This window comes from Niallia sp. FSL K6-0212, assembly GCF_038007605.1.
GTDB lineage: Bacteria > Bacillota > Bacilli > Bacillales > Cytobacillaceae > Niallia > Niallia circulans.
Map to the genome: position 1 here is coordinate 57,454 of NZ_JBBOXL010000001.1, position 15,002 is coordinate 72,455.

16 protein-coding genes are annotated in these 15,002 nt (G+C 36.5%); all 16 read right to left on the minus strand.

The window, feature by feature from the left end:
• Positions 1-24 precede the first annotated feature (24 nt).
• The 16 genes from trxB to MHH96_RS00360 all read right to left on the minus strand — a co-directional run bounded on the left by trxB (position 25) and on the right by MHH96_RS00360 (position 14,875).
• Positions 25-975 (minus strand): thioredoxin-disulfide reductase, encoded by a 951-nt coding sequence (trxB, locus tag MHH96_RS00285; protein WP_047943775.1) that lies wholly within the window; start codon positions 973-975, stop codon positions 25-27.
• Positions 976-1,556: 581 nt separating this feature from the next.
• The gene (locus tag MHH96_RS00290) at positions 1,557-3,074 is read right to left on the minus strand and encodes a tetratricopeptide repeat protein (RefSeq protein ID WP_095258585.1); all 1,518 of its coding nucleotides are present in this window, start codon (positions 3,072-3,074) and stop codon (positions 1,557-1,559) included.
• A gap of 196 nt (positions 3,075-3,270) precedes the next feature.
• Positions 3,271-3,912: a bifunctional phosphoribosyl-AMP cyclohydrolase/phosphoribosyl-ATP diphosphatase HisIE gene (gene hisIE, locus MHH96_RS00295; RefSeq protein WP_047943773.1), complete on the minus strand. Its 642-nt coding sequence runs from the start codon at positions 3,910-3,912 to the stop codon at positions 3,271-3,273.
• Entirely contained in the window at positions 3,909-4,661 is a 753-nt protein-coding gene (gene hisF / locus MHH96_RS00300; RefSeq protein WP_328283305.1) for an imidazole glycerol phosphate synthase subunit HisF, read from the minus strand. The genes hisIE and hisF overlap by 4 nt, the downstream gene beginning before the upstream one ends.
• 26 nt (positions 4,662-4,687) lie before the next feature.
• Entirely contained in the window at positions 4,688-5,413 is a 726-nt protein-coding gene (gene hisA, locus MHH96_RS00305; RefSeq protein ID WP_047943771.1) for a 1-(5-phosphoribosyl)-5-[(5-phosphoribosylamino)methylideneamino]imidazole-4-carboxamide isomerase, read from the minus strand.
• A gap of 5 nt (positions 5,414-5,418) precedes the next feature.
• Positions 5,419-6,042 (minus strand): imidazole glycerol phosphate synthase subunit HisH, encoded by a 624-nt coding sequence (gene hisH, locus MHH96_RS00310; RefSeq protein WP_047943770.1) that lies wholly within the window; start codon positions 6,040-6,042, stop codon positions 5,419-5,421.
• Complete coding sequence (gene hisB, locus MHH96_RS00315; RefSeq protein WP_047943769.1) at positions 6,043-6,630, minus strand: imidazoleglycerol-phosphate dehydratase HisB; 588 nt, start codon at positions 6,628-6,630, stop codon at positions 6,043-6,045.
• A gap of 41 nt (positions 6,631-6,671) precedes the next feature.
• Positions 6,672-7,940 carry a histidinol dehydrogenase gene (hisD, locus tag MHH96_RS00320; RefSeq protein WP_341116287.1) on the minus strand — a complete coding sequence of 423 codons (1,269 nt, stop codon included), beginning with the start codon at positions 7,938-7,940 and terminating at the stop codon, positions 6,672-6,674.
• A 19-nt stretch (positions 7,941-7,959) separates the two neighbouring features.
• Positions 7,960-8,604 (minus strand): ATP phosphoribosyltransferase, encoded by a 645-nt coding sequence (gene hisG / locus MHH96_RS00325; RefSeq protein WP_047943767.1) that lies wholly within the window; start codon positions 8,602-8,604, stop codon positions 7,960-7,962.
• Positions 8,601-9,785, minus strand: coding sequence for an ATP phosphoribosyltransferase regulatory subunit (locus tag MHH96_RS00330; protein ID WP_047943766.1), 1,185 nt, complete (start codon positions 9,783-9,785; stop codon positions 8,601-8,603). Before MHH96_RS00330 ends, hisG begins: the two co-directional genes overlap by 4 nt.
• Positions 9,786-10,082: 297 nt before the next feature.
• Complete coding sequence (locus MHH96_RS00335; protein WP_095322103.1) at positions 10,083-10,616, minus strand: acyltransferase; 534 nt, start codon at positions 10,614-10,616, stop codon at positions 10,083-10,085.
• Positions 10,613-11,266, minus strand: coding sequence for a pyrophosphatase PpaX (ppaX, locus tag MHH96_RS00340; RefSeq protein ID WP_095258577.1), 654 nt, complete (start codon positions 11,264-11,266; stop codon positions 10,613-10,615). The genes MHH96_RS00335 and ppaX overlap by 4 nt, the downstream gene beginning before the upstream one ends.
• Before the next feature lie 21 nt (positions 11,267-11,287).
• A complete protein-coding gene (lgt, locus tag MHH96_RS00345) occupies positions 11,288-12,100 on the minus strand; it encodes a prolipoprotein diacylglyceryl transferase (protein ID WP_047943763.1) in 813 nt (270 codons plus the stop codon).
• A 47-nt stretch (positions 12,101-12,147) separates the two neighbouring features.
• Positions 12,148-13,077, minus strand: a complete 930-nt coding sequence (gene hprK, locus MHH96_RS00350; protein WP_047943762.1) for an HPr(Ser) kinase/phosphatase — start codon at positions 13,075-13,077, stop codon at positions 12,148-12,150.
• 197 nt (positions 13,078-13,274) lie between these two features.
• Positions 13,275-13,628, minus strand: coding sequence for a phage holin family protein (locus MHH96_RS00355; RefSeq protein ID WP_047943761.1), 354 nt, complete (start codon positions 13,626-13,628; stop codon positions 13,275-13,277).
• A 122-nt stretch (positions 13,629-13,750) separates the two neighbouring features.
• On the minus strand, positions 13,751-14,875 hold the full coding sequence (locus MHH96_RS00360) for a DUF4097 family beta strand repeat-containing protein (RefSeq protein WP_047943760.1): 1,125 nt from the start codon (positions 14,873-14,875) through the stop codon (positions 13,751-13,753).
• Positions 14,876-15,002 lie beyond the last annotated feature (127 nt).

Sequence of the window (15,002 nt, forward strand, 5' to 3'; positions counted from 1 at the left end):
CAATTAAAACGTAATGACACTTTCTTATGCTTGTTGTTTTAGCTCTTCAGCCAGCTCTTCTACATAGTGCTGTGCACTTTGCGCTGCGATACTTCCGTCTCCTGTTGCTGTAACAATTTGACGAAGTGTTTTTTCACGAATATCACCAGCTGCAAAAATTCCAGGCACCTTCGTTTCCATTTGGTCATTCGTTTCAATATAACCATTTTCATTGGTAATTCCTAAGCTTTCGAAAGGTTTAGATAATGGTACCATGCCAATGTATATAAAGACACCATCTGCCTCTAATTCTTGCTCGGTCTGATCTACTGTTGAAACAAGTGTCACACTGCCGACTTTGCCCTCTTTTTCATTAATGGACTTAATGGTATGGTTCCAGATAAAGTCCACTTTTTCATTATCAAACGCTCTTTTTTGCAGGATTTTCTGTGCTCTTAATTCGTCACGTCTGTGCACAATGGTAACTTGGGAAGCAAAACGAGTTAAGTATACCCCTTCTTCAACAGCTGAATCTCCGCCTCCAATGACGAATAATCGCTTATTCTTAAAGAATGCTCCGTCACAAACAGCACAATAAGATACGCCGCGTCCACCTAATTCTTTTTCTCCAGGAACTCCAACTTTTTTATATTCTGCTCCTGTTGAGATAATAATAGATCTTGCTTTAAATTCTTTTGATCCAGCCTTAACTGTTTTATATTCTTTTCCGTCCACTATTTCCTTAATGTCACCATATGCGTATTCTGCACCGAATTTTTTCGCATGATTAAACATTTTATTGGATAAATCTGGTCCTAAGATACTTTCAAATCCAGGGAAATTTTCTACATCTTCTGTATTTGCCATTTGCCCGCCTGGTATTCCTCTTTCAATCATTAATGTAGAAAGATTAGCACGAGATGTATATACGGCAGCTGTCATTCCAGCTGGTCCTGCTCCAATTATAATAACATCATAAATTTTTTCTTCCGTCATTTCAAAAACTCCTTTTCCATTAACTACCCAATGCATCTATTAGAATCCACATTGTCCATTTATTATTATAAGTATGATTATCTATTACTATCCTATAAAACAATCCCTTATCCGTCCAAATATCTGCTCATAAATAGTTATAATAAGTTCTTTAATTTCTTTGCCTCATTTTCTTCTTGATTTCTTTATCACTATATGCCTTTTTATTATTTTCCCAATTTGGATTTAATAAATCTAGTTCTTTATAATGCCGAATTTAAAAATTCCCCAATTTTTATTTTTAATTCTCCTTTTTACTTAAAAATTACTCTTAAAACGCGGAGATAAAATGTCACTAATTGGTTTGGTTTCACTCTTTGTATTACATCCATATTCCAGATGAAATGTATGGCACTCAACATCTTGGATTTTACTTATATGGAAAACTTCATATCATGCATCACATAGATTAATTATAACTGTTTTTATTATATATTTAATTAGGCTTTTTAAAAGCTTATAAAAAAGAAGCAGTCCAATTCCTAACTGCTTCTTACTACTATTTATTCAATAAATGCATAAAACATCAAAATAATGGAATCTTAGCTATAGATGGGCTGCATAAAATTCTTCATTGATTTTATATATTTTTGTAAAGTAGAGGTAGAAAGTCCATAATGATTAGCAATTTCTTGCTGAGTTTTTTTCTTCTCGCGAGATTGACTCCACAGATAGTCAATAGCAGCTGCACTCGCAATACAATTTTTAAATAAAGCTCCAGCTGTTTGCATTTCCATGACAGCTGAAAACCATAATAAATATAAACTAGTTTCTTCCGTACCAATTGGATGATAGTTGGTATAAATTTGTTCGGCTGTATGATGTGCAACATATAAGAATGGATCCTCTATCTCAGTGCCATTCTTCACAAAATCACGATAATCTTTTTCTATTTGTGTAAAAACATTCTGTTGCTGAAAAACAGAAGAAGACAGAATCTTATCTTTTTGAGAAGATATTGAAGTTAAAAAAGTAGCAAACATTCGCTCCTCAGCATGGCTGCTTTCAAATCTTTTGAGAATGGAGCTTACATGCTCCTCAAATCCATTGATTGTATATTCCAAATTATTCCAAGGCTCTTGTCCCTCTTTTTCAGGATGAATATCCATTACCTTTTTCCATGCTTTCTTTGCCGTTTGCTTATTTCCTGTGTAATAAGCTGCGTAAGATAACCAATAGTAAAAAGAACCGTCTCCCTGAAATCCTTGTTTATAAATCTTCTTCAACCAGAAATAGGCTGTATCATATTCACCAATAAGTGCGAAAGTGGTCCCTAGTTTGAACTGATGATCAATAGAAATAGGGTTGATTTTTCTTAATATAGCAGCCATTTCTTTCACATGCCTATCGTTATTTTGATAATAAGCAAATACAAGTTTATTACATAAAGCATGTAAGTTTCCGATATTATTCGTTAAAACATGCTCCAAAATCTCACTGGCCTTTTCCGATTGTCCTAGGTAGAAGTGTGCTAACGCTAAATTGTTATATGCTGACCAATATTCTGGATAATCTTGAATAACCTTTGTTAAAGCTTCCACAGCCTGCGCAAAGTTACCAGATTCAAGCAGAGCCCTTGCCTGTTCCTGTCTTGTAATAAGATCTTCTTCCTCGTTAGCTTCCTCTTCCTCGAGCTCCTCTGATTCAAGAGATAACACTTCCATAAGATCTTCCGTATCCTCTACAAATTCCCCATCTTTATCTAAACTTAAATATAGTTTTGCATGATAATATGCATCTTTAAAAAATCCCAAATGGGCGTAATTATTCGCTAGGAAATAATAACACTCAACCATGTCCTCATCTAATTCTTCAATAATAACATGGAGAAGTTCATTAGATTTTTGATATTCTCCAATATCTGCATAAACGACTGCAAGCTGACATGCAATCATTGGTTCTCCCGGTTCTAACGCCAGTGCTCTTTGCAAATATTTAAGGGATTTATAATAATCTCTTTGATGATATGCCTTAATTCCTTTGTTAAAATAAAATTCGCCTGTAGGATTAAATGTAATAAGTTTACCCACTGGTTGTACTCTATCTGAGTTTTTATTCATAAATCCTCCAATATATATGTTCCCTTATCAAGCTGCATTATAAAGTTCCTATTAACTCAACAAGTATACCATACTAAATACAAATCCGAGAAGAGTCAATGCCTTTTTGGAAAAACTTTTAGAGGAGAGAATTTAAATAAAAGAGACATGTGTGGAAAAGAGAGCGGCCCACTAGATGAACCATTCTCTAGTTTGCTTACTTCCCTGTCTTTTCTTCATGGCGCGCTTCTAGCACCTGCAAAATCTCAGAAAATGGAAGTTTTTGTTCTCGTAATAAGACAAATAAATGGTAAAGAAGGTCAGATGCTTCCCACTTCAATTCTTCTGAGTCGCGATTTTTTGCAGCAATAATAACTTCGGCGGCTTCTTCGCCAACTTTCTTGAGAATTTTATCTACTCCCTTTTCAAATAGATACGTTGTATAGGTACCTTCTGGGCGCTTAATATCTCTTTCTTCAATAACTTTTTCTAAGTTAGCAAGAATTTGATAGTCCGCTGAAGTTACATCCCTTTCTTTGTTTTGATACATACTGTCTACAAAACAGCTTGTTGTTCCATTATGGCAAGCGGGTCCATTCGGTTGAATCAGTACTACTAATGCATCTTGATCACAGTCGTATTTTATTTCTACAATAGATTGTGTATTTCCACTTGTTCCTCCTTTATGCCATAATTCCTGTCTAGACCTGCTATAAAACCATGTCTCTCCGGTGCTCATGGATTTTTCTAATGATTCTTTATTCATATAAGCCAGGGTTAACACCTCTTTTGTCACAACATCCTGTACGACAGCAGGTATTAATCCTTTTTCATCAAATTTCAATTCATCTAATATCATCTTACAAGCACTCCTTTTTCCTTTAAATAGCTCTTCACTTCCAAAACAGATGTTTCTTTATAATGGAAAATGGAAGCCGCAAGTGCAGCATCAGCTTTGCCATCTTTAAATGCCTCTTCAAAATGTGCGGCGTTGCCGGCTCCTCCAGAAGCGATTACTGGAACAGAAACAGCCTCACTTACCGCTTTGGTCAATGCTAAGTTAAATCCCTTCTTCTCCCCATCCGTATCCATGCTTGTTAATAATATTTCCCCTGCTCCTAAAGCAACAGCCTCTTTTGCCCATGTGATTACATCCTTATCTACTGGTTTCCTTCCACCATGGGTATAGACACGCCATGTACCAAACTCATATTTAGCATCAATGGCAACAACGATACATTGAGATCCAAAAAAATTAGCTCCCTCTTCAATCAAAGCAGGATTTAACACTGCTGCTGTATTTAAAGATACTTTATCGGCACCAGCCCGCAGAATCTTCTTCATATCTTCTAGGGAGTTTATTCCTCCTCCAACAGTAAAAGGAATGGCAAGTTCGGATGCAACTTCTTTTACTACCTCCACCATTGTTTTTCTACCTTCATGTGATGCAGAAATGTCGAGAAATACAAGCTCATCTGCTCCTTGTTCATCATAGAAACGCGCTAATTCAACGGGATCCCCCGCATCTCTTAATTGAACAAATTGAATTCCTTTGACCACACGTCCCTCTTTTACGTCTAAACATGGAATAATTCGCTTCGTTAACATTAATAAACTCCTCTCACCATATCCAGTTACTTCCCATTCAATCGTTCTAAAGCCTCTCGGAGCGTGAATCTTTTTTCATATAATGCTTTACCAATAATGGCACCTTTAGAGTCGCTTTCCTTTAGTTGGTTCAAATCTTGTATACTGCTGATTCCGCCAGATGCGATCACTTCTTTTTTCGTTATCAGAGCCATTTCTTCAATCGCTTTAACATTGGGTCCACTTAGCATTCCATCTGTTGCAATATCCGTAAAAATAAAAGTTTCCGCCCCAGCATCTGCAAAGCGTTTTCCAAGTTCTACTGCTTTTACTTCTGAAGTGGACAGCCAACCATGTGTCGCAACAAATCCATTTTTTGCATCGATACCTATCACTATTCCCTTTCCATATTTGCGGATCATCTTGATCGCAAAGTCTGGCTGTGAAACAGCGATACTGCCAATTATTACTCTTGTTATCCCATTCTCAAGGTAATGGACAATATCTTCTTCTTTCCTAATACCGCCACCAATTTGCACTTTTACCCCTAATTTTGTTGCTGTATCAATGACAAATTGATCATTTACTTTCTTGCCGTCCTTCGCACCATCTAGATCAACCATATGAATCCACTTCGCACCTTGGTCTACAAAGCTTTTTGCCATATCAAATGGTGAATCTCCATAAATAGTTTCTTTTTCATAATCCCCTTGCAGTAAACGAACACACTTTCCGCCTCGCATATCAATGGCTGGATATAAAGTAAAGGTCATCTTGTTTATCCTTTCTGTATTAAATTAGCGAAGTTGCTTAATAATTGCATTCCCAATTTGCTACTTTTCTCTGGATGAAATTGCATGCCAAACACATTGTTTCTTCCTACTACTGCTGGAACTTCTTTATCATAGGAACAGCTTGCTATAATAATGTCTTCTTTTGTTTCTGCATAATAAGAATGCACAAAATAAACGAAATCATCGTTCAAATCCGGTGTGACTAAAGACTCTCTTTTAAAATGCAGCTTATTCCAGCCCATATGAGGAACTTTATAGGCAGTACCATCACCTGTAATGCCAGGAAAGCGAACCACTTTTCCAGGTAATAAATTTAACCCTTCACTATATCCATACTCCTCACTTGATTCGAACAATAACTGCATCCCCAAGCAAATGCCTAACAAAGGCCTCCCACTATCAACAAATACAGAAATCATTTCAGATAGGCCCGTCTTCTTTAATTTTTCCATTGCATCTTTAAACGCTCCTACGCCTGGAAGAATCAATGCATCTGCCTGAAGTAATCTATCTTTATCCTCTGAAATAAAATAGGGAGCATCTAATCTTTCTAACGCTTTACTTACGCTGAACAAATTCCCCATTCCATAGTCAATAATTCCGATCATTTACAGCATCCCTTTCGTGGAAGGAATCCCCTTTATTCTAGGGTCAATTGTCGTTGCTTCATCTAATGCTCGTGCCATTGCTTTAAAGATTGCTTCGATCATATGATGAGTATTTTTCCCATAATGCAAAATAACGTGAAGATTCATTCTAGCTTCTAACGCTAGTTTCCAGAGAAACTCATGTACCAGTTCTGTATCAAAGGTTCCTACTTTATCATTTGGAAACTCTGCTCGGAATTCTAAATGAGGTCTATTGCTTAAATCGATAATCACTTGTGCTAATGTTTCATCCATCGGCACAAAGCTATTCCCATAGCGTTTAATCCCTCTTTTATCTCCAAGCGCATCTTTAATGGCCAATCCTAAACATATCCCAATATCCTCTGTCGTATGGTGATCATCTACTTCAATATCTCCATTCGCTTGGACTGTTAAATTAAATTGGCCATGTTTGGTAAATAAGTCGAGCATATGATTCATAAATGGTACACCTGTATCTAGTTCAGAAACTCCTTCTCCGTCTACATTAAACGATAACTGAATGTTCGTCTCACCTGTTTTTCTACTAATTGCAGCCGTCCTTGCCATTTTCCTTCCTCCTTTTATTATGTAGGTCTTTCAACTAGCGTCTAATTATCATATCGCGCTTCTATTGCTCTTGCATGAGCTTCTAACCCTTCTAGACGGGCAAACTTGGCTATTTTATGGGCGTTTTCTTTAAATGCTGCTTCACTGTAATGAGTAATACTTGATTTCTTTTGGAAATCATCTACGTTTAGTGGATTGGAGAATCTTGCTGTTCCATTTGTCGGTAAAACGTGGTTTGTTCCAGCAAAATAATCTCCGACTGGCTCTGAGCTATATCTTCCTATAAAAATGGATCCTGCATGACGGATATGTTCAAGGATATCGTATGGATTCTTTGTTAGGATTTCTAAATGTTCTGGCGCAATGGTATTGATGACTGCGACAGCCTTATCCAATGTTTCTACAACCACTATTAATCCATATTGGTCAATTGATTTTTCCGCTATTTCCTTACGTGGTAAATCATTTAACTGCTGCTTCACTTCTTGAGAGACCTCTTCAGCTAATAAAATAGAAGTAGTAACAAGAACAGAGGAAGCTCTTTCGTCATGCTCTGCCTGTGATAATAAGTCTGCAGCAATTTCTTTGGCACTTGCTGTTTCATCAGCTATAATGGCAATTTCACTTGGTCCTGCAATCATATCAATAGCAACATCGCCAAAAACTTCTCTTTTTGCAAGGGCAACAAAGATATTTCCAGGGCCGACAATCTTATCAACTTTCTCAATTGATTCCGTGCCGTACGCTAATGCTGCAATAGCTTGAGCGCCTCCCACTTTGTAAATTTCCTTTACCCCAGCAATATCAGCTGCTACTAAGACAGCACTAGGAAGAATTCCATTTTCATTCGGTGGAGATACCATAACTATCCGCTGAACTCCTGCAACTAATGCTGGAATGACGTTCATTAATACAGACGAAGGATAAGCTGCTGTTCCCCCTGGAACATAAACACCAACGGAATCTAATGGGAGAATCCGTTGACCAAGAACGGAGCCATTGTCTTGGGTAAAATCCCATGAGGTTTTCAGCTGCTTTTGATGGTATTCTTTAATATTTGCGGCTGCCTCTTTTATAATTGAAACCATTTCCTCTTCTACATGATTGTAAGCAGCTGCTACCTCTTCTTCCTTCACCCGAAGACATGTCAATTCGGCTCTATCCCATTTTTTTGTATATTCAATTAAAGCTTGATCACCACTTCTTTTTACCTCTCCCATAATCTCCCGGACCGCTTTTCGCTGTTCTTCCGTACCTGCATCAACAGAGCGCTTTAAACTAATATTCTCAATATCTGTCACAATTCTCATCTAGAATACTCCTTATTCGTTATTTCACACTTTGTTTCGACTTTACTACTGGCTGAAGCCGCTCTACTAATTCACTAATTCGTCTGTCCTTCAATCGATAGCTTGCCGGATTGACAATTAATCTTGAAGTAATATCTACGATTCTTTCGTATTCAATCAGGCCATTCTCAGCGAGTGTCTTTCCTGTCGAAACAATATCGACAATTCGATCTGTTAAGCCGATAATTGGTGCAAGCTCAATGGAACCATTCAGCTTAATAATTTCTACTTGAGAGCCTTGTTCACGAAAATAGGCTGCTGCCACATTAGGATATTTTGTCGCAATTCTAGGAGCAATTTCATTCAGTTCTGTATGAGGAAGCCCTGCTACTGCTAAATAACAGGCACTAATATGTAAATCTAGCAATTCATATACGTCTCTTTCTTCCTCAAGCATGACATCCTTTCCTGCAATCCCCAAATCTGCTACTCCATGCTCCACATAGGTAGGAACATCCATGGGCTTAGCCAAGATAAAGCGAAAGTTTTCTTCTTCAACCTCTATAATTAATTTCCGGGAGTCGTCAAACTCTGCTGGTAAACGAAAGCCTGCATCTCTTAATAAATCAGCTGCCTCTTCGAAAATTCTTCCCTTTGGCATTGCGATAGTTAGCATGTCATTCATTTGATCACCTCCACCCCTTTTTTCCCGACCAATAGTGTGATTTCACTATACTGTTTTGTACAGGCATCTACATCTTTCACTCCATTAATATCTTGCGTAATGACATGGATGCCAGCACGCCTTTTTTCTTGTGCTAATAGAAACGCTTCTTTTCTGCGTTCATTACTAAATAAAATACATTCGATTATGGTCGTTTTTGCCACCTTACCTAATGCTTCTAATAGTCGATCCACTCGAATAGCAAAACCAGTTGCTCCAGTGTCTTTGCCGAATTTTTCTAATAGCAAATCATACCGGCCCCCACTTCCAATGGGAAAGCCCACGCCTTCTGCATATACCTCATATACAATGCCAGTATAGTAGCTCATATGACTGACAAGTGATAAATCAAATGTCACTCTATCTGCTACTTCGTAATCTATGAGAATGTCCCTTAGCTGTTTTAAGTCATCGATTGCTTTTATACCTTGATCTCCTTCCATTAATTGATAGGCAAGGTTAATCACTTCTTCTTTTCCTCTAAGCGTTAAGAAGTCATTTAAGCGCTGTTTATCAATACTTGATAAAGCAAGCTGTTCTACATGCTGACGATAGCCGACATAATTTTTCTCATATAGATACTTGGTTAAACTGTCCACTCTATCTTTTGTTCCAAGAATTTGTTGGAAAAATGATTGGACAAAGCCAATATGTCCTACCGAAACTTGATAGTTTTTCACTCCTGCTTGTTGAAGAGAGGAAATAAGTAGAGAAATTCCTTCTCCATCCGCACTAATGGTTTTATCGCCAATATATTCAACACCTATTTGTTCAAACTCCGCCGGTCTGCCGCCTTCCCGCTGCTGTGCTCGAAACACAGACGCATTATAGGCAAGGCGTAATGGCAAATCTTCTGATAGAAGCTTAGATGCCGCTACTCTTGCTATTGGCGCGGTCATATCTGGGCGAAGAACTAGTGTGTGTCCCTGCTGATCCAATAATTTAAAAAGCTGCTGGTCTAAAATAGCGGAGGCTGTGCCGACTGTTTCATAGTATTCTAATGTCGGAGTTTCAATAAATTGATAACCCCATTTTTTAATTTCTGTATCTATTTTTTGTTTTACTTTATATTTTCTTTCGTAAATCGCTGGTAATGTATCTCTCATGCCTAATGGCTTTTCAAACATAAATAAGCTACTCATCATTACACCTCGTGTTTTAAAATTCCGAATGCTTTAGTTCGCTAATATACTACCAAATTAAAGAGTTGTTTTTAGTGTACTCTTCGTCTGATTCGAGGTCAAGAGAAAAGTTTCATTTATTAGATCTTTCTAAAAAATCCAAGACTAATAAATTCCTTATATAATTCTTTCGATAAATTCCATTTATTGTTATACCCCTCTTTATTTTTTATTTATTCTGATATTTTAAAAAAGACCTATCTTTTCATTACTCCTAGAAACTTATTCTTGAAATAATGGACAGATAGGTATTTCTATTTATTCATCTAAAACATAGGAAGGCTCATTTCGTTTACGTTCTTCCATTTGTTCTGCGGTATAAATGATTTGCATCGGATTTCCCCCAACAAAGCTTCCTGCCGGGACGTCCTTATGTACTAATGTACCTGCAGATACAATCGCACGGTCACCAATTGTCACACCTGGAAGAATAGTGGAATTGGCGCCAATCATGACTTCATCGCCAATTTCAACCTCTCCTAGCCTATATTCCTCTATTAAATATTCATGGGCAAGAATAGTGGTATTGTAGCCTATGACACTATTCTTGCCGACCTTAATTTTTTCTGGAAACATAATATCAAGCATTACCATTAAAGCAAAGGAGGTTTGTTCTCCCACCCGCATTTTTAATAGCTTTCGGTACATCCAATTTTTCACTTTCAAAAAAGGCATATATCTTGCTGTCTGAATAACAATAAAATTTTTAATTACTTTCAAAAACGGAACTGTTTTATAAACATGCCATAAGGAATTTGATCCACTAACCGGATATCTCGTCGTTTTTCTCATGTTTGTTGTACTTCAGGAATAGAAAGGATGTCTTTCATATTCTCAAAAATATAATCAGGATTATATGCCTGCAAAAATTCTTTCCCCTTTAGCGTCCAAGCAACACCCGCTGTTAAAGTACCTGCATTTTTCCCAGACAAAATATCGTGTTTATTATCTCCAACCATAATCGCTTCGCTAGGGGAAGCCTTTAATTTTTCAAGAGCAAGAAGAACCGGCTCGGGATCTGGTTTAGCTTTTGTTACATGATCTAAAGCAACCACTACATCAAAAAATTCATCTAGCTTCGTCAATTTCAAGCCCATTTCCACTACATCGGAAAGTTTCGTTGATACAATTGCCAGCTTAAAGCCTCTTTGCTTTAATTCTTTCATAGCATCGTACACACCATCAAATATCGTAACAATCTTATCGTGATTCGCAATATTATAAGAGCGGTACATTGCCATCATTTCTGGAGCACGCATTTTATCAATCGACTCAAATGTTTCCAATAATGGTGGTCCCATAAAAGGAATGACATCAACTCGTTTATATTTTCCTGGGTAATAATGATTTAATGTATGTAAGTAGGAGGAAATAATTAATTCATTTGTATTTATTAGCGTTCCATCCAAATCAAATAATGCTGTATTAATCTTTCCAGTCAACCTAAACATTCCTTTCCATGATTAACCATTTGTATCTAAATAACGTTCACTCGCAATACCCGTTTTCCGTCTATAAGCGATACAGATAATAGAAATGACAATTAACGCTAAAGAAATTAATTGAGCCATCCGTAAGTCACCTATCATAAGGCTGTCTGTTCTCATTCCTTCGATAAAGAATCTTCCAATCGAATACCAAATAACATAAGATAAAAAGATTTCTCCTCTACGTAAGTTCACTTTCCGTAAAACTAGTAAAATCACGAATCCAACAATATTCCATAATGATTCATATAAAAAAGTAGGATGATAGTAAGTGCCGTTAATATACATTTGATCGATAATAAAATTCGGCAAATGTAAGCCTTCTAAAAAGGAACGTGTAACTTCTTCGCCATGTGCCTCTTGATTCATAAAGTTGCCCCAACGGCCAATAGCTTGTCCCAGAATTAGACTAGGTGCAGCGATGTCTGCCATTTTCCAGAAGGAAATATCCTTTTTCTTTGTAAAAATATAAGTAGTTACGATTGCACCAATTAAAGCTCCATGAATGGCAATTCCACCATTCCAAATTTTCGGTATATCCCCTAGATGATCTTTATAGTAGCTCCATTCAAAAATGACATAGTAAATTCGCGCACATATAATGGAAATCGGGATTGCCCATAACATTAAATCAGGGAAGTCATCCTTTCCAAGTCCTCTTCTATTTCCTTCTCGCATTGCAATAATAAGAGCAAGAATCAATCCAGAGCCAATGATAAGTCCGTACCATCTAACATCAATCGGCCCTAACGAAAAAGCAATTGGATCAATTGGTTGTATATCTTCCATTCGATTTCCTCCTATTTCCCATGTTTTTACTATTTACTTCTAGCTATTTATTTTCGTTCGTCAGATATAACATTGTTTAATTTATTCGTGAATTGTTCGGCTGCATTAACACCCATTCTTTTTAAACGGAAATTCATTGCTGCGACCTCAATAATTACCGCTAAATTTCGCCCAGGGCGAACTGGAATTGTCAGCTTTGTTACTTCTGTATCAATTATTTTCATTTTTTCTTCATCTAAACCTAAACGGTCATATTGCTTGTTCTGCTCCCATAATTCCAGAGACATAACTAAAGATATCTTTTTGTGAGTACGTACAGCCCCAGCTCCAAAAAGCGTCATGACATTAATGATACCTAATCCACGGATTTCCAATAGATGTTCAATTAACTCTGGTGAACTACCAACAATTAAATTCTCATCTTCTTGGCGTATCTCCACACAATCATCAGCAACTAATCGATGCCCGCGCTTTACAAGCTCAAGGGCTGTTTCACTTTTACCAACACCACTTTTACCAGTAATTAAAACGCCCACACCATAAATATCAACAAGTACCCCGTGAACTGCTGTCGTTGGTGCTAATTTTCTTTCTAAGAAGTTTGTAAGACGACTGGAAAAAAGCGATGTTTTATGCTTAGATCGTAGTACAGGTACAGCTAATTCTTCTGATGCCTCTATTAATTGAGGAGGCACCTCCATATTTCGTGTAATGATAATTCCAGGCGTTGTATCACTACATAATTTAGTTAAGCGATTTGCTCTATCTTCCTCACTTAACCGTTCGGCAAAGGTCAGTTCTGTCTTCCCTAACAACTGAACACGTTCTGCTGGATAATAATTAAAATAGCCGGCCATCTCGAGACCTGGTCTTGATATATCACTAACTGTAATTGGTCGATTAATTCCCTCTTCTCCACTTACAATTTCTAAATCAAACTCTTCGATAACATCTTTTATTAGTACTTTCGCTGCCATGAAGCTCCTCCTTTAAAGGTCATTGCTGTTAAGTTTTTATAAACAGTATAGGGTGTTTAAGGTAGTTTTTTTTAGAATTCCATATTCACCTTATTTTAGCATTAAACTCTAAATATATGCTAGAATTCAGTCAAAATAATAAGAAAAGCTGCTAAGTAAAGCAATGGCCTTTTCTCCACTCCTTTACTCGGCAGCTTTTATCCTTTTCCTCGCAGAACTGTGTTTTGAACAATTATATTGCAAAGTGACAGCAGAATGCTAAAAAGTAAACACATACCAAAACTCGAAATTTCAAAACTATCTCCCATTAGCCTGTCTGTTAATGACAGCGTAATAGCGTTGATGACAAATAAAAATAGCCCAAGCGATAACACTGTTACAGGTAACGTCAATAAAATTAAAATTGGTTTGACAATAATATTTAGCAAGGATAAAATCACACTTGCCCCAATTGCCGCACCTATTCCCGATAAATAAAATTGTTCCTGAAATAAACCAGCTAATGCTACAAAGAAAATAGCATTAATCAGTATTCCGATTATCCATCTCATTCCAATTACTCCTTATTAAACACAGAAGAAGCTGATTAATTTAAGATACAGAAGAAGACAACTTTTTATCTTGTCTTCTCCAACGTGCAGTCCATGTATCTTATCCAATTCTTCTATTAAAATTAATTGCTTTTATCAATTTTCTTCACTTTAATCGATCCTGTTTTAGTATTAGCTTCAATTTTTGTATGATGCTCACTTGATTGGATTGATTTAAATTGTAACGTTTTTTGCAGAACTTCATTTTTTTCTTCTATTATTTGTATTCCCTCTAATTCTACATTGAATCCACCAAAATTCGTTTTTAATTCACCACTAACCGCTAAAGATTCTGGTAAACTTACTTCAATGCTTCCTGTTGTTCCTTGAAGTTCAAGGATGTCACAGGCTTCTGAATGATTCACACAAGAAATACTGCCGTTGAAGGCTTGTAAATCAACTTTATTAAAATAACCATCAACCGTAATAGAGCCATTTATTGTTTCTGCATCCAGCTTTTCCATCTTTCCTTTTTCAACTTTAATACTGCCGTTTGCAGCGTCTGCCTCCACTTTTTTATTTTCACCAGCTTTTAGCGTTATTTTACCATTTGCTGTTTTAGCATACAATTTTTCCGCTTTAACATCAAAAGTAGTAATTGGTCCATTAAATAAACGGATAATGGCCGATTCATATGAAATTTGTGGAATATAAACCTGTGTTTTCACTTTCATCCACTTATGGTTCGTTTTCAATACTAAGCGCTCCTCATCTACGATTACATCTACTTCCTTGAGAAATACCTTTTTTGCTTCCTCTAAAGAATTCACTCGATAGACCTTAGCTTTACACTCAATACTTACTTCCTCTTGATCCCATGGAATCAGCTCCACTTCCCCATTGGGAATATCGATATCCACCTTTTTTGGGGCAATATTATGGTATTGAAAAATGTGAGAAACTTCTTCAAAATGACCAAAGTTTAAATCAAGGTCTACTTCCTTCACCTTTTTTATGGTTGTATCAACTATGTCAAAAAGCTTATCTTTCGCTGCTTGAAAATTAAATCCATAATTTGAAGATGTTTCTTTCTTCTTTTCATGAAACTTTGTTTCCTTTTGAAAATCTTCTAAAATTATCTTTTCTTCTTCATTTAAAGACTTCTTCTCATTCACTTCATCAACCTTTTCCATTAGCTTTAACGCTTCATCTACAGTTAATTTTCCACTTTCCACTAATTCTAAAATTCGCTTTTTCTCGTCTGCCACTGTAAATCCTCCTCAAAATAACGATTTTATTCTTTTTAGTACTTTTCACATAAATAAGACGTTAAAACACTGCTTATTTTCATTTGCTAATGTAAAGACTATTTTGTTAAAGGAAAAAACACTTCCA

What these genes read in the sequence shown, in the direction of transcription:
- hprK (WP_047943762.1), bottom strand. Translation starts at nt 13,077, where the DNA reads ATGGCAGCGAAAGTACTAATAAAAGATGTTATCGAAGAGTTTGATTTA.
- MHH96_RS00330 (WP_047943766.1), bottom strand. Translation starts at nt 9,785, where the DNA reads ATGAGTAGCTTATTTATGTTTGAAAAGCCATTAGGCATGAGAGATACA.
- hisB (WP_047943769.1), bottom strand. Translation starts at nt 6,630, where the DNA reads ATGGCAAGGACGGCTGCAATTAGTAGAAAAACAGGTGAGACGAACATT.
- hisA (WP_047943771.1), bottom strand. Translation starts at nt 5,413, where the DNA reads ATGACCTTTACTTTATATCCAGCCATTGATATGCGAGGCGGAAAGTGT.
- MHH96_RS00290 (WP_095258585.1), bottom strand. Translation starts at nt 3,074, where the DNA reads ATGAATAAAAACTCAGATAGAGTACAACCAGTGGGTAAACTTATTACA.
- hisIE (WP_047943773.1), bottom strand. Translation starts at nt 3,912, where the DNA reads ATGATATTAGATGAATTGAAATTTGATGAAAAAGGATTAATACCTGCT.
- trxB (WP_047943775.1), bottom strand. Translation starts at nt 975, where the DNA reads ATGACGGAAGAAAAAATTTATGATGTTATTATAATTGGAGCAGGACCA.
- MHH96_RS00335 (WP_095322103.1), bottom strand. Translation starts at nt 10,616, where the DNA reads ATGAGAAAAACGACGAGATATCCGGTTAGTGGATCAAATTCCTTATGG.
- hisG (WP_047943767.1), bottom strand. Translation starts at nt 8,604, where the DNA reads ATGAATGACATGCTAACTATCGCAATGCCAAAGGGAAGAATTTTCGAA.
- hisH (WP_047943770.1), bottom strand. Translation starts at nt 6,042, where the DNA reads ATGATCGGAATTATTGACTATGGAATGGGGAATTTGTTCAGCGTAAGT.
- MHH96_RS00355 (WP_047943761.1), bottom strand. Translation starts at nt 13,628, where the DNA reads ATGAGATGGATAATCGGAATACTGATTAATGCTATTTTCTTTGTAGCA.
- lgt (WP_047943763.1), bottom strand. Translation starts at nt 12,100, where the DNA reads ATGGAAGATATACAACCAATTGATCCAATTGCTTTTTCGTTAGGGCCG.
- hisF (WP_328283305.1), bottom strand. Translation starts at nt 4,661, where the DNA reads ATGTTAACGAAGCGAATTATTCCATGTTTAGACGTAAAAGAGGGACGT.
- hisD (WP_341116287.1), bottom strand. Translation starts at nt 7,940, where the DNA reads ATGAGAATTGTGACAGATATTGAGAATATTAGTTTAAAGCGCTCTGTT.